This is a genomic window from Pseudomonas sp. 31-12 (assembly GCF_003151075.1).
GTDB lineage: Bacteria > Pseudomonadota > Gammaproteobacteria > Pseudomonadales > Pseudomonadaceae > Aquipseudomonas.
On the sequence record NZ_CP029482.1, the window covers coordinates 6,332,021 to 6,357,178 of the forward strand.

Below are 25,158 nucleotides of genomic sequence, written 5' to 3' on the forward strand. Positions count from 1 at the left end.
GCTCGACACAAAACCTGTGGGAGCGTGGCTTGCCCGCGATGGGGTCATCAGCCTCACCGCAATTGATGAATCGAAATTATTTTCATCCAGCCCTATCACTTTTGGATTCTCGTTCGGCACCTAGGCAATTGAGAAATATTTCCATTCAGGAGCCGCTGTATGTCCCGCTCGCTAGACACCTTGTTGCGCCCCAGCTTGCTGGCAGTTGCCATTGCCCTTTGCGCCCCGCTGGCCAGCAGTCAGCTGATTGCCGCCGAACAGGCGTCCAGCGTTCACGCCTACAACCTGCCGGCCGCGCCGCTGGCCAGCACCCTGAATCAGATCGCCAGCCAGGCGGGCCTCGCGCTGTCGTTGAATCCATCGCTGGCCGCGGGAAAGACTTCCGCGCCGGTCAAGGGCCAGTTCGACGCCGCTACCGCCCTGCGTGAAGCCCTGCGCGGCACCGGTTTGCAATTGGAACAAAGCAGCGCCGGCACCTACAGCCTGGTCGCCATTCCCGAGGGCACGCTGGCCCTGCCGGAAACCGCCGTCATCGGCGTCGAAAATACTGAAAGCGCCTGGGGCCCGGTCGAAGGCTACGTGGCCACGCGCACCGCCGCCGGCACCAAGACCGATACCGCGCTGGTCGAAGCGCCGCGCTCGATTTCGGTCGCGACCCGCCAGCAAATGGAAGATCGCAATGTGCAGAACCTCGACGACGCCGTGCGCTACATGCCCGGTATCGTCGCCAGCAGCTACGGCAGCGACACCCGCGCCGACTGGCTACGGGTACGCGGTTTCGAACCGACCCAGTTCCTTGACGGCCTGCCGCTGCCAAAAGGCGTCTACGCCAACCCGAAACAGGAAACCTGGAACCTCGATCGCCTCGCCCTGCTGCGCGGCCCGGCGTCGTCGGTTTACGGCCAGACCCCGCCGGGCGGCCTGCTCGACATGGTCAGCCGCCGTCCAACCGCTGAAGACAGCCACGAGATCCAGCTGCAATACGGCAGCGACAACCAGCGCCAGATCAACTTCGCCAGCACCGGCAAGATCGATGATGAAGGTCAGTTCCTCTACAGCCTGAGCGGCGTGGTGCGCGACAGCGGCACGCAGATCGACCATGTCGACAACAAGCGCTACAACATCGCGCCGAGCCTGACCTGGAACATCGACGACGACACCAGGTTCACCCTGCTCACGCAATTCACCCGCGACGATACCGGCATCACCAGCCAGTTCCTGCCGGTGCAAGGCACCAAGATCGACATGCCGTTCGGCAAGGTTTCACATCACAAAAACCTCGGCGATCCGGACTGGGAATACTACGACCGCACCTACTACGCGCTGGGCTATGCGTTCGAACATCGTTTGAACGATGTCTGGCAGTTCAAGCAGAACCTGCGTTACACCAAATCCGATCTGTCGTTCCAGGGGCTCACCGTCGGCTCCTACCCGTTCACCCAGGTGGATAGCGACGGCAACGTCGGGCGCACCAGCACCATCGTCGATGAAGACATCAGCCAGTTCGCCGTGGACAACAATTTCCAGGCCGACTTCGCCACCGGCGATGTCCGTCACACGCTGCTGCTGGGTCTCGACCACCAGCGCAGCAACACCAATTACACCTCGATTTTTGGCGACGGACTGACCACCAACGTCAATAACCCGATCTATGGCCAGCCGATCGTTCGTCCACCGCGCTCTACCGCGTTCTACGACTACAACCAGAAGACCTACCAGACCGGCCTGTACGTGCAGGATCAAATGGCCCTCGACCAATGGCGCCTGACTGTCGGCGGACGTGAGGATTGGGTCCACACCAGCACCGAGTTCTTCAACAAGGGCGATGCCACCAACACCCAGCGCGACAAGGCTTTCAGCGGCAACGCGGCGATCAGCTATGTATTTGACTCGGGCTTTGTGCCGTACCTGTCGTATGCCGAATCCTTCCAGCCCACTACCGGCGCGTCAGCTTCGAGCACCGAATCGTTCAAGCCGACCGAAGGCAAGCAGTGGGAACTGGGCATCAAGTACCAGCCACCAGGCAGCAACACCCTGCTCAGCGCGGCGGTGTATGACCTGACCCAGAAAAACGTCTCGGTCACCACCACCGTCGGCGCCACACCGATCACCAGCCAGACCGGCGAAGTGAAAGTGAAGGGCCTGGAGCTGGAAGCAGTGTCCGACGTCACCGAAAACCTGAAAATCATCGCCGCCTACACCTTGGCCAAATCCGAAGTGCAAAAAGGCGACAACAAGGGCAACCGTCTGCAATTGATGCCTAACCAACAGGCTTCGCTGTGGGCCGATTACACCTGGCACGCCGGCGTGCTGGACGGCTTCGGCATTGGTGCCGGCGCTCGCTACACCGGCAATACCTACGGCGATCAGGGCAACACCTGGCTGGGCAAGGCCGATGCCTACACCGTGTTCGACGCGGCGGTCCATTACGACCTCGGCCGTCTGGACAACAGCCTGAAAGGCGCGTCGCTGGCACTGAACGCCACCAACCTGCTGGACAAGGACTACATCTCCACCTGTGACAGTTTCTACTGCTACTACGGCGACCAGCGCAGCGTCGTCGCCAGTGCGACTTACAAGTGGTAATTGCCTGATCTGAACGCTCCAAGACCAAGCCGTCCCTCGAGGACGGCTTTGGTATTTCTGAAGGCCATCAAATGAAGAGCAAAACGATTCGCCGCTGGTCATGTATTCACACCTGGACCAGCCTGATCTGCACGGTGTTTCTGCTGATGCTGGCGCTGACCGGCTTGCCGTTGATCTTTCACCACGAGATCGACCATCTGCTGGGCGATGCCGCCGAGTTGAAGCACATGCCGGCGGACACCCCGCAACTGAATTTGCAGCAGTTGGTGCAGGCGGCGGAAAAACATCGCCCCGGTGAAGTCATGCAGTATTTCGGCTTCGACGAGGAAGAACCCAACGCCGCGATCGCCATCATGGCCGCCACCGCCGGCACCGAACCCAATTCGTCGCACACCTTCATGCTCGACGCCCGCACCGGTGAAGCGCTGGAGATGCCGTCGGCCAACGGCGGTTTCATGATGGTGATGCTGCGTCTGCACGTGGACATGTTCGCCGGTCTGCCGGGCAAGTTGCTGCTGGCGTTCATGGGACTGATGTTTGTCGTGGCGATTGTTTCCGGGACGGTGCTGTACCTGCCGTTCATGCGCCGCTTGAAATTCGCCACCGTGCGCCAGGACAAATCCACTCGCCTGCGCTGGCTCGACCTGCACAACTTGATCGGGGTGGTCACCCTGACCTGGGCGCTGGTGGTCGGGGTTACCGGCGTGATCAGTGCTTGCGCCGACCTGCTGATCGCCGCGTGGCGTAACGACGCCTTGAGCACGATGATCGCACCGTATCGCGATGCGCCACCGCTGACGCAATTGGCGCCAGCGACTCGTTTGCTCGACATCGCCAAGGAAGTCGCGCCAGGCATGCAACCCGATTTCATCGCCTTCCCCGGCACACGGTTTTCCAGCGAACACCATTACGCTGTGTTCATGAAAGGCAGCACCCACCTGACGTCGCACCTGCTGACCCCGGTGTTGATCGATGCCAGTACCCTGCAAGTTACGGCGGTGGCCGAACGACCGTGGTACATGGACGCCATGGGCATGTCGCAACCGCTGCACTTTGGTGATTACGGCGGCATGCCGATGAAAATCCTCTGGGCGACCCTGGATGTGCTGACCATCGTCGTGCTGGGCAGTGGGGTTTATCTGTGGGTGGTGCGGCGCAGGGCGGCGAAAAAACCGGTGCTCGAACAGGCGGAGGCTCAAGCATGAGGCCACGACAGTCGAACTTCTGGAAGGTCTTCGCCACGCCCACCGTAATTGCGCTGCTCAGCGCCGCGGGGCTGTTCGCCGCGCTGCTGGGCGATGGCGTTTGGGATGCCTTGAGCTGGGTTGGCTTGGGCGTCCCCGCTGTGCTTGCCCTGCGCGGCCTGCTGCAACGCCGCTGATCCTTGTGGGAGCGAGCCTGCTCGCGATGGCGGCCTGACATTCAACAGGGGTGCTGAATGTAAACGACCTCTTCGCGAGCAGGCTCGCCCCCACGATCTTGAGCAATCTCTTGAACGCGCTATGCTGCCCAGCACTGCCCAACTCCGAGACGCTGCCATGTCCGCCCCCAGCATGACCCTGTTCCACAATTCGTTATCGCCCTTCGTTCGCAAAGTCATGGTGCTGTTGCACGAAACCGGTCAGACCGACCGCGTGGCGTTGCAAGACTGCGTGCTCACACCGGTTAGCCCGGATCAGGCGCTCAACGAAGACAACCCCCTGGGCAAGATCCCGGCCCTGCGCCTGGCCGACGGCAACGTCATCCATGACAGCCGGGTGATCCTCGATTACCTCGACCATCAACACGTCGGCAATCCGCTGATCCCCCGCGAAGGCTCGGCCCGCTGGCGCCGTTTGACCCTGGCCTCCCTGGCCGACGGGATCATGGACGCTTCGGTGATGGTTCGGTATGAAATGGTCCTGCGAGCCCCCGAGAAGCATTGGGACGAATGGCTCGATGGCCAGCGCGACAAGATTCGTCGCGCATTGGCGCTGTTGGAGAAGGATGCGATTGCCGAGCTGACCAGCCATTTTGATGTGGCGGCGATCAGCGTGGCGTGTGCGTTGGGTTACCTCGACTTGCGGCATCCGGATCTGGAATGGCGCGAGGCGAATCCACAATTGGCGGCCTGGTATTTCGAGGTGAGTCAGCGGCCTTCGATGGTGGCGACGATGCCGAAGCTCTAGATCTTCGCCGACTGTACCGGCCTCATCGCGGGCAAGCCCGCTCCCACAGGCTCCTTGGCGTGCGCGAAATTCGTGTTCGCAGAAGATCCCTTGTGGGAGCGGGCTTGCCCGCGATGGCACCACACCGGATCAACAGGAAACAACACCGCAATCAGCGTCGCCAACACCTCCCCTTCCCGCTGATCCTCACGCAACCCCAGCGACCGGCTCATTCCACCGCTCCAATATCAAACGCCAGCGGCTTGGCCGGCTTCGGCCCGATTCCGTACCAATCCAGCTTGCGGGTCAGCACCATGAACACACCGAGCAAGCCGAAAAGCAACAGCGAGCCCATCAGCAGCGCGTAATCCTCGGCACTCAACAAGCCGTAGAGCAAGCCATACAGCGCCGCCAACCCCGCCGAAAAGCTCAAGCCGTGACGCACGCTACGCAGCACATGGCAGACATAAAAGCCGATCAACAACACGCAGCCACCCGCCGACAACAGATAAGCCAGGGCAAAACCGATGTGCTCCGACAGCGACAGCAGCAACAGGTAAAAGAACGCCAGCGCCACGCCCACCAATGCGTATTGCACCGGGTGCACCGCCAGGCTTTTCAGCACTTCGAAGAGGAAGAATCCGGCGAAGGTCAGCACGATGAACAGCAGTGCATATTTGATCGCCCGATCGCTCTTCAGGTACTGGTCCACCGGATCGATGAAGCTCACGCCGAAGCTGCGGCCGTTGTATGCCTCGCAACCACCGCCAGACACGCAGCTGCTTAGCGCTTCCTGCAGATTGGTGGAGAAAAACGAGGTCTGCCAGTTGGCGGTAAAGCCTTGATCGGTGACTTCACGCTGGGCCGGCAGGTAATTGCCTATGAAGCTTGGGTGCGGCCAGTTGGCGCTCAGCGACACTTTGCTGGTCTTGCCCACTGGAAGGATCTGCAACTGACCGGTGCCTTGCAGCCGCAGGTCGAAACCGAAGGTCAACTCCGTGGCTTGCTTCGCATCCAGCGCCGGCAACGTCACGTGAACACCTTCGCCTAACCAGCCCACCTGAGTGCCTGGAACAAAGTCCAGGCGCTGGTCATTGAGTTCGAGTTTCAGGGCGTTTTCGATGCCGCGAATGTCGCTGATGCCGACGGCCAGAAACGGCTGGTCGAACTGGTAATCAGCGAAGTCCTCCTTGATGCCCAGTTGCGCCGGGACCGAGAAATGCCCGCTGATACGGTTGTCGGCGTGGAACAGCCGCGCCTCGTAAATGCCTCGGGAACGCAGTTCGGTCTGCACCTGGCCGTCGAGCTCGAAGCGCTCCGGGAGGAAATAAAGACGACCGCGTTCTTCACCGACTTCCTGATAGCGCTCGTTGGTTTTCTCGTTGAGTTTCCAGGTGCGCACCACTTTGCGATACGGCACCACCATCAACGGTCCGCTCAGTTGCTGGCTGTAGCTGGAACTGCGGGCAATGTCTTCAAGCACGCCGTCGCGCAATTGCTGGCGGTCCTGGATGACGCCGTTAATCATCAGCAACGGAATGAGCAATAACAGAATCAGAAGGGCAATGGCCCCGAGTTTTATGGTCAGGCTGCGGTTCATGGGACTCTCCCTGTTTGGATGGGGAGAGTCTGGGAGGGGTGTGTGGGGGTTTTGTGGGGGGAATGTGGAGACTTTGTGGAGAGTGTTTCAGCGGAAGATCCACCCCTCACCCCAACCCTCTCCCCAGAGGGGAGAGGGGGAAAGGGAGCCGATCTTCAAGTCTTTCAAATGATGAGTCCCACTCGATATCTCAAGTCGCCAATTTTCTACATAACACATCGGTTAGTCCCCTCGCCCACTGGGAGAGGGTTAGGGTGAGGGGTGATTCTAAGCTGGCATACACAATTTGACTTCAACACCGCCGTCAATATTGCCGATGCTCAATGTCCCGCCATGCAACTTGACCACTTCTTCCACAAAGTTAAGCCCCAACCCGGTGCTCTTGCGCCCACTGTCCGGTCGCGGCAAGGAATAGAAGCGCTCACTCAAACGCGGTAACGCATAGTCAGGAATCGCCTCAGCCTGGTTGAACAGCCTGAACTCGATCTGTTCACCGACCCTCTCGGCGCTGAATCGCAGCACGCCCTGAGGCGTAGTGAAATCCAAAGCATTTTCCAGCAGATTCCCCAACGCCTGACGCAGCAGAAACGGCTCGCCATGCAGGTTCATGTCCGGGGCAATCCGCTGTTCCACACGCAACTTCTTGCCTTCGATTCGCGCGGCCTGTGCATTGAGCAACTCATCCAACAGCCCCGCCAATGGCACCGCCACCCGCTCTTCCAGCCCTTGGCGCTGCTCAACCTGGGCCAGGTTCAGCAACCGTTCAATCAACTGCTGCATGCGCACACTTTCGCTGTCGATGTTGCTGACAAAACGCTGCCGCTGATTCAACGGCATTTCCCCTTGCAGTAACTCCGCCGCACCGCGAATCGCCGCCAACGGGCTCTTCAATTCATGGGTCAACGTGTGCACATAACGCTCGACGTAGGCTTTGCCTTCCAGCTGCGTTCGCATCTGTTCCACCGCCGTCGCCAGTTGCTCCAGCTCACCGCCGCGATAATGCGGCACTTCGACGCGCCGGCCTTCACTCACCGCCTGCGCATAAGCCGTCAAGCGCCGCAGCGCCGCGCTCAACCACCACGACAACAGCGCGCCGAACAGCAGGCCCAGGCCGATCAGTCCGGCGCCATAGGCGAGTAATCGACGCTCGGTGCGATCCACATAAGGCTGCAACGAACTGTTGGGCTTGGCCACGGTGACCACGCCGATGATCCGGCCGTTGTCGCGAATCGGGGCGCCGACGTGCATCACCGAGGAGGTCGCATCGTTGGGATCGCTGCGAGTGGAACGCGCACCGTATTCACCGCGCAACGTCAGGTAGACGTCGTTCCAGCGCGAATAATCCTGGCCCACCGCTACGCCGCTGGAATCCAGCACTACGGTGCCTTTGGCGTCGGTGACGTAGATGCGGTGGTTGACCTGGTTCTTCGGCAAACCCCAGATGCTTGCCTTCGGCTGCCGTTCGCCATAGGCCTTGAGCAGTTCGGGCCAGCGGTTCTGATTGAGGGTGCCGGCCTTGAAGTCGTCGCGCAGGATCTCGGCCATCAGGTTTGCCGTATCCACCAGCGTTTCTTCGGTGGATTGACGCACCCCGGGGCGGATTTCTTCCATCACCGTGTTGAGCACGAAATAACCGGTCAGGCCGATAAACAGCACGTAGACCAGGAAAATCCGGATCCCCAGTGGCATCAGCTATGCCCCGGGCTGTAGCTGTAGCCGAGGCCGCGATGGGTCTGGATCGGTTCGGCGTCAGCCTTCACCAGACGCAGTTTGGCGCGCACGCTTTTGATGTGGCTGTCGATGCTGCGCTCGTAACCGGCATCGGCGGCGACCCCCAGCGCATCGAGCAACTGCTCGCGACTGAAGACGCGTTCGGGTTGTTCCACCAAGCATTGCAGCAAACGGAATTCGTGCCGCGTGAGGATCAATGGCTGATTGCGATAGCTGATCTGCACGCGTTCGCTGTCGATCCGAAACAGCGTCGACGAAACCTCGGCCACCGGGCGCGGCGCCATACGCTTGAGAATCGCCCGGACCCGCGCGGCAACTTCCCGGGGGCTGAACGGTTTGACCACGTAATCGTCGGCGCCGATTTCCAGGCCCACCACGCGATCGATTTCCGCATCACGGGCACTGAGAAAGATCACCGGCACTTCGCTGAAACGCCGCAATTGCTTGCAGGTTTCAAAGCCGCTGATGTCCGGCAGGCCAATGTCGAGAATGATCAGGTCGGCCGGCGTCTGGCGCTGATGCTCCAGCGCCGCCACGCCGAGGCTCAACCAGGTCGTGGTAAACCCCTCGCCCTGCAACGCGAATATCAGGGTGTCGGCAATCGCCGCTTCGTCTTCAACAATCAGGATATGAGGCATGGCGTCCGAGCCCGGCAGTTAAGTGGGCGAACGGTGCCCCAAGCCTCACATTCCGTCAATCAGCAGTCGGGTTTGTCGGCGGTGAAACGTCGCGCCGGGTTTACCGCTGCGCCGAATTCACGCAAGGCCTTGGCACCGATCAGCAACGGGTAGTTGAAGCTGCTGCGGTCGGTGAGGTTGACCTCGACGGTACGCTTGACGTTGCCCAGGCACAGCTCCAGATCGACCACCGGACGCTTGGTTGGCTCGATGGCTTCCTTGTCATCATCGTCTTCTTCGGAGCGGGTCTTGATCTTGCTGATCCGCGCGACCTTGTGTTCGTAGACCTTGTTGCTCGCGTCTTTGGTGGCGAGGCGGAAACGTACCCACTCGTCGCCGTCGCGGGTGAAGGTTTCGATGTCCTTGGCCGACAGCGACGCCGTCAGGGCGCCGGTGTCCATTTTGGCCTTGAGGACTTCGCCGCCGATTTCCGGCAGCGCAATGTATTCGTAACGCCCGTACAGCGTCGGCTCGGCAGCCAGGACCGGCAGGGCCACGAGGGAAAGCAGTGCAAGGAGGGATTTCACGTAATGGGCATCCTTTGGGAATGGGGGCGCAGTGGCCGAATTCTAGACCGCAAACAACAACGATAGTTGGACGAGCACATACCTTTGTGGCGAGGGAGCTTGCTCCCGCTGGGCTGCGAAGCGGCCCCAAAGCTATGTGAATTGACTTGTCAGGAACACCGAGTTGAATGGATTTACGGCGGCTTCGCCGCCGAACGGGAGCAAGCTCCCTCGCCACAGGGATCTCATCAGGCTGCAAGCATAACGATGTAAAGGTGAAACATTCGTCACCGCCGATTTGGCCTGTCGCCCGAAGCTGCTTATCATGGCGCGCCCAAAGGCTTTCAAGAGTTACTTATGCGCCGCCTGCTCACCGGCTGTTTCGTTACCCTGCTGCTGTTGCTCAACACCCTGGTCCTGTTCGGGCCGCTGATGGTGTTTGCCCTGCTCAAACTGATCCTGCCCGGGCGCTTTCGCGACTACGCCTCATGGGCCGTCATGTGGATCGCCGAGACCTGGGCCGAAATCGACAAGCTGATTTTCCGCCTGTGCATCCCCACCCAATGGGACATCCGCGGCGGCGATGACCTGCGCCGCGACACCTCGTACCTGGTGATCAGCAACCATCAATCCTGGGTCGATATCCCGGCGCTGATCCAGACGCTGAATCGCCGCACGCCATTCTTCAAGTTCTTCCTCAAGAAAGAACTGATCTGGGTGCCGTTCCTGGGGCTGGCGTGGTGGGCGCTGGATTACCCGTTCATGAAACGCTACACCAAGGCATTCCTGGCGAAGAATCCGGAACTGGCCGGCAAGGATCTCGAAATCACCAAAGCGGCGTGCGAGTTGTACAAGCGTCAGCCGGTCACCGTGGTCAATTACCTGGAAGGCACCCGATACACCGCGGCAAAAAGCGCTCAGCAGCAATCACCGTTCACCCACCTGCTCAAGCCCAAGGCCGGCGGCGTGGCGTTCGTATTGGCGGCGATGGGCGAACAGCTGGACGCCGTTCTCGATGTGACGGTGGTGTATCCGCAGCAGCAGATTCCGGGGTTTTGGGACTTGATCAGCGGCAACGTGCCGAGGGTCATCATCGACATCAAGACCCGCGAACTCGACCCGGCCCTGTGGCAAGGCGATTACGAGAACGACCCGGTGTTTCGCGAAACGATCCAGAACTGGGTCAACCAGCTCTGGATCGAAAAGGATCAACGCATCGACGCCTTGCGCGCCGAACGCCGCTGAATCAACTACCGGTGCCGGCGCCCCAGATCCCGCCCAGGCTTTCCAGCAGCGAACCGCCGACGCCCTGCTGACCCAGGAATTGTAAAAGCACCGGGGCAAACTGACCGATCATGCCGCTGTCCATGCCCAACGCGCTGAAAGCGTTGTTCAGGTCATTGGTGTTTTTCACGCTGCCCAAGGCGTTTTCCAGACCGGCCGATTTACCGGACGATCCGAGCAATCCAGCGAGGGCGCCAAGCTCACCGCCGCCGGACAGCTTGTCGATACCCGGTACGCTTTTCGCCAATTCCGAATAGTCGGTCGAGCTCAGCTGATTCTTGGCCAGCCCCAACATCGCCGCGGTGCCGCCGACGGCTTGCTCGGGTTTGACGTTCAACTGCGAAGTCAGCGCGCCCAGCAACCCGGCGGTTTCCTGCGTCGGCGCGGCGGCAGTGGCGGCGTTACCGCCCTGCATGCTCGCGGCCGCGTTGGTCACATCTTCCAGGCTGAAACCGGCGAAGACCGGGCTGGCCGCGATTGTCATCAGCGAGGCCAGTGCAATACCGCGTGAAATCTTCATCCAGACATCCTCTTGCGCCATGAAAACCGCCCGTGTGTGAGCGGGAAAACTGCCGGTTTGACAGGGGTTTGCTGGGCAATGTTCCTTGCTGCCGCATTTTTACCCCGTTCACACACCTGTGGAGAGGGAGCTTGCTCCCGTTTGGCGGCTAAGCTGTCGCGAAACTGTCAGACACGTTGTGTCTTACAGATAGAAATCACAGCGTTTCGAGCCGCTTCGCAGCTCAACGGGAGCAAGCTCCCCCGCCACAGGGTTGATGTAAAACATCAACAAAAACGGCGACCCTCGGGTCGCCGTTTTGCATCGCGTGAAGGCTTACGCCGCGCTGAACAGTTTGTGCGGATCAATCACAAACTTCTTCGGCACGCCCGCATCGAACTCGCCATAGCCTTGTGGTGCCTGATCCAGGCTGATCACCTGAACACCCACCACTTCGGCGATGTTGATGCGGTCCCACATGATCGCCTGCATCAGCTGGCGGTTGTACTTCATCACTGGGGTCTGGCCGGTGTGGAAGCTGTGGGATTTTGCCCAGCCCAGGCCGAAGCGGATGCTCAGGCTGCCCATTTTTGCGGCGGCATCTACTGCCCCTGGATCTTCGGTCACGTACAGGCCTGGGATACCGATTTTGCCGGCAACCCGCACAACGCCCATCAGCGAGTTGAGCACGGTGGCCGGGGCCTCGTGTTTCACGCCGTCATGGCCGTGGCCGCGCGCTTCGAAGCCTACGGCGTCGACGGCGCAATCCACTTCTGGTTCGCCCAGCAGTGCAGCGATTTGTTCATGCAGCGGGGTGTCCAGGGACAGGTCGGCGATTTCGAAACCCTGGGCCTTGGCGTGTGCCAGGCGGACGGTGTTGACGTCGCCGATGATCACTACCGCAGCGCCCAACAGGCGAGCGGAAGCGGCGGCGGCCAGACCGACCGGGCCGGCGCCTGCGATGTATACGGTGCTGCCCGGGCCAACGCCGGCAGTGACTGCTCCGTGGTAACCGGTGGGCAGGATGTCGGAAAGGCAGGTCAGGTCGCGGATTTTTTCCATCGCGCGATCGCGATCAGGCAGTTTCAGCAGGTTGAAGTCAGCGTACGGCACCATCGCGTATTCAGCCTGGCCGCCGGTCCAGTCGCCCATGTCGACATAACCGTAGGCGCCGCCCGGACGCGCCGGGTTAACGCTGAGGCAGACACCGGTGTGCATCTCTTTGCAGGAACGGCAGCGCCCGCAAGCGACGTTGAACGGTACGGACACCAGGTCGCCGATCTGCAGGTTCTCGACGTCGCTGCCCTTCTCGATCACTTCACCGGTGATTTCGTGGCCCAGCACCAGGCCGGTTTGAGCGGTGGTACGACCGCGCACCATGTGCTGATCGGAACCACAGATGTTGGTGGAAACCACACGAAGGATGACGGCGTGGTTAATCTTCCTGCCACGCGGGTCCTGCATTTTCGGATATTCGATATTCTGTACTTCGACCTTGCCAGCGCCGAGATACACCACACCACGATTGCCAGACATGCTTTCACCTCGCTGTTGTTTTTATGTAGCGGTCGCGTCGCCATGGATCGGCGGCGCGTTGATTGCTCGGGTACAGATGCTGTTTATGTGTTGCTTGTAATGGCCTCATCGCTAGCAGGCTAGCTCCCACAGTTGATCTTTGGTGTGACCGAGATCTGTGGGCAGACACAAATCCCCTGTGGGAGCTGGCCTGCCAGCGATGGCGATCTAAAGAACGACGGTTCTGTTCGCGTTGAGAAACACTCTTCGCTCGATGTGATAACCAACGGCCCGGGCCAAGGTCAGCCCTTCGATATCCCGGCCTTTGGCGATCAGGTCTTCCGGGTAATGACTGTGGTCCACGGCCTCCACGCCCTGGGCGATGATCGGGCCTTCGTCCAGGTCGTTGTTGATGTAGTGCGCCGTGGCGCCGACCAGTTTCACGCCCTTGTTGTAGGCCTGGTGATAAGGCTTGGCGCCCTTGAAACCCGGCAGCAGGGAGTGATGAATGTTGATCGCCTTGCCGTCGAGTTTGCGGCACAGCTCTGGCGACAGGACTTGCATGTAACGGGCAAGGATCACCAGTTCGGCGCCGGACTCTTCGATCACCTGCCAGACCTGACGCTCCTGCGACGGCTTGTCGTTCGGGTCCAGCGGGAAGTGGTAGTACGGAATCTGGTGCCAGTCGGCCAACGGCTTGAGGTCCGGGTGGTTGGAAACCACGGCGGCCACGTCCATCGACAACTGGCCGATGCGCTGGCGGTAGAGCAAATCGTTGAGGCAGTGATCGGCCTTGGAAACCATGATCACCACTTTTGGCCGGTAGTTCGGCTCGGTCAGCTCGAAGACCATGCCGAAGGCTTGACCACGTTCCGCCAAACCTGCGCGGAAGGCTTGTTCGTCGAAGCCGTCAGGCTGGCGGAATTCCACGCGAATGAAGAAACGGCCCGAAAGCCGGTCATCGAAGGAATGGTGCTCGGTGACGTAGCAGCCCTGCTCGAACAGAAAGCGGGTCACCGCGTCCACGGTGCCGAGAACGCTTGGGCAGTCGGCGGTCAGAATCCATGTGTCTGGGGCGCGGCTCATAGTGCGGTGACTCCTGCTGCTACATCTGTGATCAGAGAGAACTCTGTGGCGAGGGAGCTTGCTCCCGTTCGGCTGCGAAGCAGTCGTAAATCCAGCAAACGCGGTGTGTCAGTCAGACCGAGCAATCAGGATTTAGGGCCGCTGCGCGACCCAACGGGGGCAAGCCCCCTCGCCACAAAAGCTCCCTCGCCACGATTACGCCTGGACGCTCAGGCCGTATTCGGCCGCCGCATCCTGCAACCACAACCACCAGTAATCCGAGAAGCTGCGGCGGATCAGCAGTTCCCAGGTGTCTTCGGCGGTGTGGCGGATCACCAGTTGCGACTTGGCGAACACGGTGCCGACTGCCTTGCCCACCGGGAAGCTGTTGGGGTGCACGTCGTAGCTGGTGGATTTCATCAGCACCTGGCGCACATTCGGGCCGCTCAGTTCGAGGATCTGCTGGCCGCCGCTGACGTTGGTGATCGCAATATGCAGATCGCCCAGCGCTTCACGCAGTTTTTGCTCGGCGGCGAATTCTTCACCGGTCGGCACGATCAGCAGCCATTCATCCGGCCCCATCCATTGCAGGCTGGTTTCGCCTTTGACCACGACGGTCAGCGCACCTGGCAGCTCGATGCCGAGGCCCTTGTGCACGCCTGCGGCGAAGGCAGCATCGTGGCCATCGCCACGAATGGTCAGGTGGCCGAGGAGTTTTTTCTCACGCACGATCACGCCGGCGCTTTTGCGGCCCTTGCCCACCAGGCTGGCGAGGTCGGCATGATGCAGCGACGACTCGGCCTTGGCCCCAGTGGTTGGGCGTTGTTGGTAAACATTGGCTGCGGTCATAAAGCACCTTTCCTGAATTCGTGTGCCCTGTGGGAGCGGGCTTGCCCGCGATGGGAGCGACGCGTTCTGCCTGAAGCACCGCGTTATCGTTCATCGCGGGCAAGCCACGCTCCCACAGGTACTGTGGTGTTACACGTTCTGGCGATCGCCTTTCGGATCGAAGAACACCGAAGAAACGATTTCCGCCTCGATCACGCTGCCATCCGCCAGCGGTGCGAACACCCGCTCACCGATGCGCTTCAAACCGCCCTTCACCACGCCCATGGCAAACGAATAGCCCAGGGAGTTGTGCAGGTAGCTGGAGGTGACGTGACCGACCATCGTCATCGGAATCGTCTGTTTGGTGTTGAACACCAGTTGCGCCCCTTCCGGCAGCCATTTGGTCGGATCGATCGGCTTCAGGCCCACCAGCTGTTTGCGCTGGTCACGCACGCAGTCTTCGCGGTTCATGCCACGCTGGCCGATCCACGAGAACGGTTTGGTGCGACCGACACACCAGCCCATGTTCAGGTCGTCCGGGGTCATCGAGCCGTCGGTGTCTTGACCGACGATGATGAAGCCTTTCTCGGCCCGCAGAATGTGCATGGTTTCAGTGCCATACGGGGTCAGGTTGTACTGCTTGCCGGCCTCGACGATTTTCTCGAGAACGCCCATCGCATAGTCGGCTTGCACGTTGACTTCGTACGACAGCTCACCGGTAAACGAAATCCGGAAAATCCGCGCCGGCACACCGCCGACCAGCGCTTCTTTCCAGGTCATGAACGGGAAGGCTTCGTTGCTCAGATCGGCGTCGGTCACTTCGCTGAGCAGCTTGCGGCTGTTCGGCCCGGACAGGGTCATGGTTGCCCAGTGATCCGTCACGGACGTGAAGTACACCTTCAGGTCTGGCCATTCGGTCTGATGGTAGATTTCCAGCCATTGCAGCACGCGTGCAGCGCCGCCGGTGGTGGTGGTCATCACGAAATGGTTGTCGGCCAGGCATGCAGTCACGCCGTCGTCGAACACCATGCCGTCTTCTTTACACATCAGGCCGTAACGCGCCTTGCCCACATCGAGCTTGGTCCAGGCGTTGGTGTAGATGCGGTTGAGGAACTCGCGGGTGTCCGGGCCCTGGATGTCGATCTTGCCCAGGGTCGAAGCGTCCAGCAGGCCGACGCTGTCGCGCACGGCTTTGCATTCGCGTTTTACGGCAGCGTGAATGTCTTCACCGTTTTTCGGGAAGTACCAAGGACGCTTCCACTGACCGACGTCTTCAAACTCGGCGCCATTCTTCACGTGCCAGTGATGCAGCGCGGTGTGACGCACAGGTTCGAAGATGTGCCCACAGTGACGGCCGGCCACGGCGCCGAAGGTTACCGGCGTGTAGTTCGGGCGGAACATGGTGGTGCCCATTTGCGGGATGGTCACGTTCAGCGAACGGGCGGCGATGGCCAGGCCGTTGACGTTGCCGAGTTTGCCCTGGTCGGTACCGAAGCCCAGTGCGGTGTAGCGTTTGACGTGCTCGACCGACTCGAAGCCTTCGCGGGTCGCCAGTTCGATGGCGGCGGAAGTGACGTCGTTTTGCAGGTCGACGAATTGCTTGGGCCCGCGCGCGGTGCCTTTTTCATGCGGCACCTGGAACAGCGCCAGGGTGGGCTCTTCGAGACGGCTCAGGGCTTTCGGCAACGTGCCTTCGACCACGCTGAAACCGGCTTCGCTGGCTGCGCGAGCGCCGCCTTCAAAACCATCGGCCAACGAATCACCGAGGCCATAGACGCCGTTGATGCCACCGACGCACACGCGTTTCTGCGGTGCTTCGCCCGGTACGAAACCGAGGATGTCTTCACGCCAGGTCGGCTTGCCGCCCAAGTGCGAAGCCAAGTGAACCACCGGGCTGTAACCACCGGAGCTGGCGATCAAATCGCAATCGAGCCACTCGCCAGGACTGGTCACAGCGTGTGCTTTGACATCGATCGCGGCGACGCGAGCGGCGGTCACGTGTTTGCTGCCACGGGCCTCGATCACGGCGCTGCCGGTCAGGATGCGAATGCCTTTGGCGCGTGCTTCTTCAACCAGCGCTCCACGCGGATTGCTGCGGGCGTCGGCGATAGCCACGACTTGCAGGCTGGCGTCGAGCCAATCCAGCGCTACGCGGTAGGCGTGATCGTTGTTGGTCGACAGCACCAGTTTTTTGCCCGGTGCCACGCCGTAACGGCGCACGTAAGTCGACACAGCGCCGGCGAGCATGTTGCCCGGCACGTCGTTGTTGCCGTAAACCAATGGACGCTCGCAAGCACCAGTCGCCAGCACCACACGTTTGGCGCGAACCCGGTGGATGCGCTGACGCACCTGGCCAATCGGGGCGCGGTCGCCGAGGTGATCGGTCAGGCGCTCGTGAATGGTCAGGAAGTTATGGTCGTGGTAACCGTTGACCGTGGCGCGCGGCAACAGCAGCACGTCCGGGGTGTCTTTCAGCTCGGCGATGACGCTGGCGACCCACTCGGCCGCTGGTTTGCCGTCGAGGCTTTCGCGGGAATCGAGCAGGCTGCCGCCGAACTCTTCCTGCTCATCGGCGAGAATGACACGAGCACCGCTGCGCGCAGCTGCCAATGCAGCGGCCAGGCCAGCGGGGCCACCGCCGACGATCAGCACGTCGCAGTGCTGGTTCATGTAGTCGTAGGTGTCCGGATCGTTTTCGGTCGGCGAGCGGCCAAGACCGGCGGCCTTACGAATGTACTTTTCGTAAGTCATCCAGAACGATTGCGGGTACATGAAGGTTTTGTAGTAGAAGCCCGGCGGCATCAGCTTGCCGCCGACCTTGCCGAGAATCCCCATCATGTCGTTGTTCACGCTCGGCCAGCCGTTGGTGCTGGTGGCGACCAGACCTTGGTACAGCGCTTGTTGCGTGGCGCGTACGTTCGGGATCTGCGTAGCTTCGGTCGCGCCGATCTGCAGCACGGCGTTGGGCTCTTCGGCGCCGGCAGCGAAGATGCCGCGCGGACGGGAATACTTGAAGCTGCGACCGATGATGTCGACACCGTTGGCCAACAGGGCAGCGGCCAGCGAATCGCCTTCAAAGCCTTTGTAGACCTGGCCGTTGAAGGTGAAGCTCAACACTTTGTTGCGGTCGATCCGTCCACCGTTGGACAGGCGATTGATCTGGCTCATACCTTCTCTCCCAGAGCCGTCGTGGCCGCTTTCGGGCTATCGGTCTTGTCGGTGAACTGCGGCTTGGCGCCGATCTTGTAGGTCTCGAGAATCTCGTAGGTCACGGTGTCGCGGGTGGCGTTGAAATACTGACGGCAACCGGCGACGTGATCCCACAGCTCGTGGTGCAGACCGCGAGGGTTATCGCGGAAGAACATGTAGTCGCCCCACTCCTCGTCGGTGCAGTTGGTCGGATCCAGTGGGCGCGGGATATGCGCCTGGCCGGATGCGTGGAATTCCTCTTCGGAGCGCAGTTCGCCGCAGTGAGGACAGAAGATATGCAACATGGGGATTTCTCCTGTTAGTGGGCAACCGCAGCAGCGCCGTGTTCATCGATCAACGCACCGTTGTGGAAACGGTCGATGGAGAAAGGTGCAGCCAATGGGTGCATTTCACCCTTGGCCAGGCTCGCGGCAAACACGTTGCCCGAGCCAGGTGTTGCCTTGAAGCCACCGGTGCCCCAACCGCAGTTGAAGAACATGTTCGGGACCGGGGTTTTCGAAATGATCGGGCATGCATCCGGCGTGGTGTCGACGATGCCGCCCCACTGACGGTTCATGCGTACGCGCGACAGCACCGGGAACATCTCGACGATGGCCTGGATGGTGTGCTCGATCACCGGGTACGAACCACGCTGGCCGTAGCCGTTGTAGCCGTCGATACCGGCACCGATCACCAGGTCGCCCTTGTCGGACTGGCTGATGTAACCGTGTACGGCGTTGGACATGATCACGCTGTCGATAATCGGCTTGATCGGCTCGGACACCAGCGCTTGCAGCGGATGGGATTCGATCGGCAGACGGAAACCGGCGAGTTTGGCCATGTGCCCGGAGTTACCGGCGGTCACCACACCGACGCGCTTGGCGCCGATGAAGCCCTTGTTGGTTTCAACACCGATGCACACGCCGTTTTCCTTGCGGAAGCCGATCACTTCGGTCTGTTGAATCAAGTCCACGCCCAAGGCGTCAGCGGCACGGGCAAAGCCCCACGCCACGGCATCGTGACGGGCCACGCCGCCGCGACGCTGGACGGTTGCGCCCATCACCGGGTAGCGGGTGTTCTTGGAGCAGTCGAGGTACGGAATCTCGTCGGCCACTTGCTTGGCATCGAGCAGTTCGCCGTCCACACCGTTGAGGCGGTTGGCGCTGACCCGACGCTCGGAATCACGGATGTCTTGCAGGGTGTGGCACAGGTTGTAAACGCCGCGCTGGGAGAACATCACGTTGTAGTTCAGGTCCTGGGACAGGCCTTCCCACAGTTTCATCGCGTGTTCGTACAGGTGCGCCGACTCGTCCCACAGGTAGTTGGAGCGAACGATGGTGGTGTTGCGCGCGGTGTTACCGCCGCCCAGCCAGCCTTTTTCGACCACGGCCACGTTGGTGATGCCGTGTTCCTTGGCCAGGTAGTAAGCGGTCGCCAGACCATGCCCGCCACCGCCGACGATGACCACGTCATAGACCTTTTTAGGGGTCGGCGTGCGCCACATCTTCTGCCAGTTTTCGTGATGGCTGAGGGAGTGTTTGAAGAGGCCGAAGCCCGAGTAGCGTTGCATAGTCATTTACTCCAAAACCGCGCTCAGCGATAAACCGGGAAGTCCGCGCACAGGGCCGACACTTGCTGGGCAACATTGGCCTCTACATCGGCGTCGCCGAGGTTGTCGAGGATGTCGCAGATCCAGCCGGCCAGCGTGACGCACTGGGTCACCTTGAAGCCGCGCGTGGTCACCGCCGGGGTGCCGATGCGCAGGCCGGAGGTGACGAACGGCGACTGTGGATCGTTCGGGACAGCGTTCTTGTTCACAGTGATGTGGGCGCGACCGAGTGCTGCGTCCGCCTCTTTGCCGGTGAGGCCCTGACGGATCAGGCTGACCAGGAACAGGTGGTTATCGGTGCCGCCGGACACTACATCGTAGCCGCGTTTGATAAACACGCCGGCCATGGCCTGGGCGTTGTCGATCACTTGTTGCTGGTAGGCCTTGAAACCAGGTTCCAACGCTTCCTTGAAGCACACCGCTTTACCCGCGATCACGTGCATCAGCGGGCCGCCCTGGGCACCCGGGAACACAGCCGCGTTGAGCTTCTTCTCGATTTCTTCGTTAGCCTTGCACAGGATCAGGCCGCCACGTGGACCGCGCAGGGTCTTGTGGGTAGTGGTGGTGACCACATCGGCGTACGGCAGCGGGTTCGGGTACAGGCCGGCAGCGACCAGACCGGCGACGTGGGCCATGTCGACGAACAGCAGCGCACCGACCTTGTCGGCGATCTGACGGAAACGCGGGAAGTCGAGGGTCTTGGAGTAAGCCGAGAAGCCGGCAACGATCATCTTCGGCTTGCATTCGACGGCCAGGCGCTCGACTTCGTCGTAGTCAATCAGCCCGGTCTTGGTGTCGATGCCGTACTGCACGGCGTTGTACAGCTTGCCTGAGGACGACACTTTGGCGCCGTGGGTCAGGTGACCACCGTGGGCCAGGCTCATGCCCAGGATGGTGTCGCCCGCCTGGATTAGTGCCAGATAAACGGCGCTGTTGGCCGAGGAACCGGAGTGCGGCTGGACGTTGGCGTAATCGGCGCCGAACAGTTGCTTGGCGCGTTCGATGGCCAGGGCTTCAACCTTGTCGACGTGCTCGCAGCCACCGTAGTAGCGCTTGCCCGGATAACCTTCGGCGTATTTGTTGGTCAGGCCACTGCCTTGCGCTTCCATGACGCGTTTGCTGGTGTAGTTCTCTGACGCGATCAGCTCGATGTGATCTTCCTGGCGTTGCTCCTCGGCATTCATCGCCGCCAGCAGTGCATCGTCGTAACCCTGGATCTGGTCTTGCTTGCTGAACATCGCGTCTCTCCCAGCGGCATCTATGCGCCATTCGTCTCGGTAAGGCACCGGTGTTTCGACAGTGCCCTTTGATGCGATGGTATGACCGGCGCAGACAGGCCAAATGCCTACGGACGCCACGCAAAGGTGCGTTTACGACATGGGCTGAAATGGCTGACCGGACACAGTCTTCAATTCAGCCAGGATCCCCTGTGGGAGCGAGCCTGCTCGCGATAGCGGTGGGTCAGGCAACATCAATGCTGGCTGTGACGACCTCATCGCTAGCAGGCTAGCTCCCACAGGGTTATGCGGCGATATTGCGGACGAGTAACAGAAGCAAAAAATGCAGCGGATATAAGGCATACGCCCAACGTCGCATCGGCGGTGGCTGGAGATGTTTGGCATGTCGCAACAAGACCAGCCCCAGCAATGGCGCAATCAGACAAGTGGCGATGCCAAGGATGGCGGCACCATTACCGAAACGCGCGGAGTAAAACAGCACCTCCCATTGATTGGCCACCAGGCACACCAGCCCCGGCAACAGGCTGAAATACCAGGGCCGCTTGATCACCAGCAAGATCGCCAGCGGCAGCAGAACCCCGAAGAAACCAAACATCAGCCACTGCGGAAACAGCGCTGCCAGCACCAGGGCGCCGGCCGCGAGCAATCGCGATTGCAGCGTCCTGTCCTGCCAGCCACGCGCCACCAACAACCCCAGCGCCAACGTAGGCATCACGTTCAACGTGTCGGGATCAGGTATGAACAGCCGATACGGAATTTCACTGATGGCGCTGAACAGCAGCAACCAACCCAGATATCGCCACTGGCCGCCGGTTGTCACTGTGCGGCTCCGCGCCAGGTTGGCCGCCATCGCCAGACAAAACCACGGAAACGCCATCCGTCCCGGCACATACAGCAGATCGACGGAATAACCGATATATCGCAGGTGATCGAGCACCATGCTCAATAGCGCCAGCCACTTGAGCAGATCCAGTGCCCCATCCCTTTGCGTCATGTGCATAATTGCCCGTCGTCTTTGTATTGTTCTGTCAGACGCATCCCGTGTGCTCCCCGGATGATCTTCGGTAAAGTGCGCACCATCATTGACCACGAGACGCTTCACCATAAGCGTCTCGACCACGGAAAGCAGGGCCATGACCGATAAGAGCCAACAATTCGCCAGCGACAACTATTCCGGTATCTGCCCTGAAGCCTGGGCTGCCATGGAACAGGCCAACCACGGCCACCAACGCGCTTACGGCGACGATGAATGGACCGCTCGCGCGTCCGATGATTTCCGCAAACTGTTCGAAACCGACTGCGAAGTGTTCTTCGCCTTCAACGGCACCGCGGCCAACTCGCTGGCTCTGTCGTCGCTGTGCCAGAGTTACCACAGCGTGATCTGCTCGGAAACCGCCCACGTCGAAACCGACGAGTGCGGCGCGCCGGAATTCTTCTCCAACGGTTCCAAGCTGCTGATTGCCCGCACAGAAAACGGCAAGCTGACCCCGGAATCGATCCGCGAAGTCGCCCTCAAGCGCCAGGACATCCACTACCCGAAACCCCGCGTCGTGACCCTGACCCAGGCCACCGAAGTTGGCAGCGTCTACACCCCTGAAGAAATCCGCGCCATCAGCGCCACCTGCAAAGAGCTGGGCCTGAACCTGCACATGGACGGCGCGCGCTTCTCCAACGCCTGCGCATTCCTCGGTTGCTCGCCAGCGGACCTGACCTGGAAAGCCGGCGTCGACGTACTGTGCTTCGGCGGCACGAAAAACGGCATGGCGGTCGGTGAGGCGATCCTGTTCTTCAACCACAAACTGGCCGAAGACTTCGACTACCGCTGCAAACAGGCCGGGCAACTGGCCTCGAAGATGCGTTTCCTCTCTGCGCCGTGGGTCGGGATCCTGGAAAACGACGCCTGGCTCAAATACGCCAAACACGCCAACCATTGCGCGCAACTGCTGGCGGAACTGGTCAGCGACATCCCCGGCGTGGAACTGATGTTCCCGGTGCAGGCCAACGGCGTGTTCCTGCAACTCTCGGAACCGGCCATCGCCGCGCTGACGGCCAAGGGCTGGCGCTTCTACACCTTCATCGGCAACGGCGGCGCACGCTTCATGTGCTCGTGGGACACCGAAGAAGAACGCGTCCGTGAACTCGCGACGGATATCCGCGAAGTCATGTCCCACTGATTCCTTCAAACAGCAACCCGATCCCCTGTGGCGAGGGAGCTTGCTCCCGCTCGGCGGCGCAGCCGTCGTAGAACCAGCCAATGCGGTCTGCCAGACAGACCGCATTCTCAGTATTCGGGGCCGCTTCGCAGCCCAGCGGGAGCAAGCTCCCTCGCCACAAAACCCCTTTCCCCCTCCCCTGATCACTCACCCTGAAACTCTTGGTCTACATTGATTGGCGAGCCGCTTCTATCCGCTCAGACAACAATAATCAGGAGCGTACGCATGTCATTACAAGGCAAGACCCTGTTCATCACCGGCGCCAGCCGTGGCATTGGTCGCGAGATCGCACTGCGGGCCGCGCAGGACGGGGCCAATATTGTGATTGCCGCCAAAAGCGCCGAGCCCCACCCCAAATTGCCGGGGACGATTTTCAGCGTGGCGCAGGAAGTTGAAGCGGCGGGCGGCAAGGCGTTGGCTTTGCAGGTGGACGTGCGCGATGAGGTCGCGGTGCGTGACGCACTGGCCCAGGCCAACGAGCATTTCGGCGCTATCGATGCACTGATCAACAACGCCGGCGCGATCAAGTTGACTGGCGTCCAACACATCGAGCTCAAACGCTTCGACCTGATGCACCAGATCAACACCCGCGCCGTTCTCCTGTGCAGCCAGGCTGCTTTGCCCTATCTGAAAAAATCCAGCGGCCACATCCTCAACCTGTCGCCGCCGCTGAATCTGGCGAGCAAATGGTTCGCCCAGTACAGCCCCTACACCGTGACCAAATACGGCATGAGCATGCTGACGGTGGGCATGAGCGAGGAATTTGCCAGTTACGGCATCAGCGTCAACTCGCTGTGGCCGCAGACCATGATCGCCACGGCGGCGATCGAGTTTCAGCTGGGTTCACGGGAGTCGTTCAAACATGCGCGCACGCCCGCGATCATGGCGGATGCAGCCCATGTCATTCTGGACAGCAGCGGTCGCAGCATCACCGGGCGGTTGCTGATTGATGAGGAAATTCTGGGTGAGAACGGGGTGACGGATTTTGAAAGGTATCGGTTTGCGCCTGACACCACCGAGCCGCTGATGCCGGACCTGTTTGTTGGTTGAGTGATTTAGGGTGTCAGTTAAATCCGCCCCTAACCCTAACCCTCTCCCCAAAGGGGCGAGGGGACTGACCGAGGCGTTCTTGGAGCTACATCGACCTGAAATATCGGAGTCGAACTCAGGCTCTGAAACCAACGCAGATCTACTCCCTTTCCCCTCTCCCCACTGGGGAGAGGGCTGGGGTGAGGGGGTGGATCTTGAAGTTAATTAACCTTCCAGCCTCAAATCAAAACTCGATGCGCACATCACCCTTCGGCACGCTGCAGCACGACAGGATGTAGCCCTCGGCTTCGTCTTCCTCGGTAATCCCGCCGTTGTGGTCCATTTCGACCTCGCCCCCCAGCTTCAGCACCTTGCACGTTCCGCAGATGCCCATCCCGCAGGCCTTCGGGATCAGCAGGCCGAGCTTGGCCGCCGCCGCATGCACGGTTTCACCCGGGGCCACGCGAATGCTCTTGCCGGACGAGATAAATTCGACTTGATGCAGGTCCGCCAGATCGACTTCCGGCGCGTCCGCAGCAATTTCGGCCTGTTCCACCGCATCCGCACGGGCTTCCGGCGGCGTGGCACCGAACGATTCCTCGTGATAACGCGACATGTCGAAGCCGACTGCTTCGAGCATGCGCTTGACCGCGTTCATGTACGGCGTCGGGCCGCAGCAGAACACTTCGCGCTCCATGAAGTCCGGGGACATCAGTTCGAGCATCTTGTGGTTCAGGTAACCACGATAACCGGCCCACGGTTCGCCCAGACCATGCTTCTCGCAGATCAGGTGCAGGCTGAAGTTATCGATCCGCGACGCCATGTGTTCCAGTTCGCGGTGGTAAATGATGTCTTTGGGCGAACGGGCGCTGTGGATAAACACCATGTCGACGTTGCCGTTGGTGTCGTAGAACCAGCGCGCCATGGACATGACCGGCGTGATGCCGACGCCGCCGCTGAGGTACAAAACCTTCGGCGCAGTGAAGTCCATGGCGTTGAACAGCCCGACCGGCCCGTGCACCGCCAGCTCCTGGCCTTCGTGCAAGGTGTCGTGCAGCCAGTTCGAGACCTTGCCGCCCGGCACGCGCTTGATCGTCACCGAAAAGCTGTACGGCACCGACGGCGAGCTGGAAATGGTGTAGGAGCGCATGATCGGCACGCCTTCGATTTCCAGCTCCAGGGTGACGAATTGCCCCGGCTTGAAGAAGAACAGGATCGGCTGGTCAGCCATAAAGCAGAAGGTGCGCACATCCCAGGTTTCCTGGATGACTTTGACGCAACGGACGATGTGTCGACCGTTGGCCCAGGTCTGGGTGGTTACCGGATTCAGGAAGCTGTTGGACATGCTGTTCTCCACCGCCGATGGTCGGCCTTATGTTGGCGATTCTGCGTATAGCGCAGAACACCCATTTACCTATCTGCGACATTCACATACTTATCGC

21 protein-coding genes are annotated in these 25,158 nt (G+C 60.7%); 7 read left to right on the plus strand and 14 right to left on the minus strand.

The window, feature by feature from the left end; all coding sequences use genetic code 11:
• The first annotated feature begins 159 nt into the window (after positions 1–159).
• The 4 genes from DJ564_RS29995 (at position 160) to DJ564_RS30010 (ending at position 4,754) form a co-directional block, all read left to right on the plus strand.
• Complete coding sequence (locus tag DJ564_RS29995; RefSeq protein ID WP_109635402.1) at positions 160–2,586, plus strand: TonB-dependent siderophore receptor; 2,427 nt, start codon at positions 160–162, stop codon at positions 2,584–2,586.
• 71 nt (positions 2,587–2,657) lie between these two features.
• Positions 2,658–3,791 carry a PepSY domain-containing protein gene (locus DJ564_RS30000; protein ID WP_109635404.1) on the plus strand — a complete coding sequence of 378 codons (1,134 nt, stop codon included), beginning with the start codon at positions 2,658–2,660 and terminating at the stop codon, positions 3,789–3,791.
• Positions 3,788–3,967: a hypothetical protein gene (locus tag DJ564_RS30005; RefSeq protein ID WP_109635406.1), complete on the plus strand. Its 180-nt coding sequence runs from the start codon at positions 3,788–3,790 to the stop codon at positions 3,965–3,967. The genes DJ564_RS30000 and DJ564_RS30005 overlap by 4 nt, the downstream gene beginning before the upstream one ends.
• 157 nt (positions 3,968–4,124) lie before the next feature.
• On the plus strand, positions 4,125–4,754 hold the full coding sequence (locus tag DJ564_RS30010; protein WP_109636236.1) for a glutathione S-transferase: 630 nt from the start codon (positions 4,125–4,127) through the stop codon (positions 4,752–4,754).
• A gap of 208 nt (positions 4,755–4,962) precedes the next feature.
• On the opposite strand, the gene creD is transcribed toward DJ564_RS30010, so the two are convergent.
• From creD to DJ564_RS30035, 4 genes are all read right to left on the minus strand, one after another.
• On the minus strand, positions 4,963–6,333 hold the full coding sequence (gene creD / locus DJ564_RS30020; RefSeq protein WP_109635408.1) for a cell envelope integrity protein CreD: 1,371 nt from the start codon (positions 6,331–6,333) through the stop codon (positions 4,963–4,965).
• Between the two features lie 267 nt (positions 6,334–6,600).
• Positions 6,601–8,022: a two-component system sensor histidine kinase CreC gene (gene creC / locus DJ564_RS30025; RefSeq protein WP_109635410.1), complete on the minus strand. Its 1,422-nt coding sequence runs from the start codon at positions 8,020–8,022 to the stop codon at positions 6,601–6,603.
• Entirely contained in the window at positions 8,022–8,702 is a 681-nt protein-coding gene (creB, locus tag DJ564_RS30030) for a two-component system response regulator CreB (RefSeq protein WP_109635412.1), read from the minus strand. Before creB ends, creC begins: the two co-directional genes overlap by 1 nt.
• 59 nt (positions 8,703–8,761) lie before the next feature.
• Positions 8,762–9,268 carry an ATP-dependent zinc protease gene (locus DJ564_RS30035; protein WP_109635414.1) on the minus strand — a complete coding sequence of 169 codons (507 nt, stop codon included), beginning with the start codon at positions 9,266–9,268 and terminating at the stop codon, positions 8,762–8,764.
• A gap of 336 nt (positions 9,269–9,604) precedes the next feature.
• Here DJ564_RS30035 and DJ564_RS30040 point away from each other — a divergent pair, with 336 nt between their 5' ends.
• Complete coding sequence (locus DJ564_RS30040; protein ID WP_109635416.1) at positions 9,605–10,492, plus strand: acyltransferase; 888 nt, start codon at positions 9,605–9,607, stop codon at positions 10,490–10,492.
• A gap of 1 nt (position 10,493) precedes the next feature.
• On the opposite strand, the gene DJ564_RS30045 is transcribed toward DJ564_RS30040, so the two are convergent.
• From DJ564_RS30045 to DJ564_RS30085, 9 genes are all read right to left on the minus strand, one after another.
• On the minus strand, positions 10,494–11,051 hold the full coding sequence (locus DJ564_RS30045; protein WP_109635417.1) for a DUF2780 domain-containing protein: 558 nt from the start codon (positions 11,049–11,051) through the stop codon (positions 10,494–10,496).
• 315 nt (positions 11,052–11,366) lie between these two features.
• Positions 11,367–12,566 carry a formaldehyde dehydrogenase, glutathione-independent gene (fdhA, locus tag DJ564_RS30050; protein WP_059407445.1) on the minus strand — a complete coding sequence of 400 codons (1,200 nt, stop codon included), beginning with the start codon at positions 12,564–12,566 and terminating at the stop codon, positions 11,367–11,369.
• Positions 12,567–12,773: 207 nt separating this feature from the next.
• On the minus strand, positions 12,774–13,631 hold the full coding sequence (purU, locus tag DJ564_RS30055) for a formyltetrahydrofolate deformylase (RefSeq protein ID WP_109635419.1): 858 nt from the start codon (positions 13,629–13,631) through the stop codon (positions 12,774–12,776).
• A gap of 195 nt (positions 13,632–13,826) precedes the next feature.
• Positions 13,827–14,459 carry a sarcosine oxidase subunit gamma gene (locus DJ564_RS30060; RefSeq protein ID WP_109635421.1) on the minus strand — a complete coding sequence of 211 codons (633 nt, stop codon included), beginning with the start codon at positions 14,457–14,459 and terminating at the stop codon, positions 13,827–13,829.
• A 129-nt stretch (positions 14,460–14,588) separates the two neighbouring features.
• Positions 14,589–17,606: a sarcosine oxidase subunit alpha gene (locus DJ564_RS30065; protein ID WP_109635423.1), complete on the minus strand. Its 3,018-nt coding sequence runs from the start codon at positions 17,604–17,606 to the stop codon at positions 14,589–14,591.
• Positions 17,603–17,932: a sarcosine oxidase subunit delta gene (locus DJ564_RS30070; protein ID WP_109635425.1), complete on the minus strand. Its 330-nt coding sequence runs from the start codon at positions 17,930–17,932 to the stop codon at positions 17,603–17,605. Before DJ564_RS30070 ends, DJ564_RS30065 begins: the two co-directional genes overlap by 4 nt.
• A gap of 14 nt (positions 17,933–17,946) precedes the next feature.
• A complete protein-coding gene (locus DJ564_RS30075) occupies positions 17,947–19,197 on the minus strand; it encodes a sarcosine oxidase subunit beta (RefSeq protein WP_007947735.1) in 1,251 nt (416 codons plus the stop codon).
• A 23-nt stretch (positions 19,198–19,220) separates the two neighbouring features.
• Positions 19,221–20,474, minus strand: coding sequence for a serine hydroxymethyltransferase (gene glyA / locus DJ564_RS30080; RefSeq protein ID WP_109635427.1), 1,254 nt, complete (start codon positions 20,472–20,474; stop codon positions 19,221–19,223).
• Positions 20,475–20,757: 283 nt separating this feature from the next.
• Positions 20,758–21,474: a TraX family protein gene (locus DJ564_RS30085; RefSeq protein WP_109635428.1), complete on the minus strand. Its 717-nt coding sequence runs from the start codon at positions 21,472–21,474 to the stop codon at positions 20,758–20,760.
• Between the two features lie 133 nt (positions 21,475–21,607).
• On the opposite strand from DJ564_RS30085, the gene DJ564_RS30090 reads away from it, so the two are divergent.
• Both DJ564_RS30090 and DJ564_RS30095 read left to right on the plus strand, forming a co-directional pair.
• Positions 21,608–22,648, plus strand: a complete 1,041-nt coding sequence (locus DJ564_RS30090) for a low specificity L-threonine aldolase (protein WP_109635430.1) — start codon at positions 21,608–21,610, stop codon at positions 22,646–22,648.
• A gap of 264 nt (positions 22,649–22,912) precedes the next feature.
• Positions 22,913–23,737 carry an NAD(P)-dependent oxidoreductase gene (locus DJ564_RS30095; RefSeq protein ID WP_109635432.1) on the plus strand — a complete coding sequence of 275 codons (825 nt, stop codon included), beginning with the start codon at positions 22,913–22,915 and terminating at the stop codon, positions 23,735–23,737.
• Positions 23,738–23,960: 223 nt separating this feature from the next.
• Here DJ564_RS30095 and gbcB read toward each other — a convergent pair whose 3' ends face one another.
• Entirely contained in the window at positions 23,961–25,061 is a 1,101-nt protein-coding gene (gene gbcB, locus DJ564_RS30100; protein ID WP_109635434.1) for a glycine-betaine demethylase subunit GbcB, read from the minus strand.
• Positions 25,062–25,158 lie beyond the last annotated feature (97 nt).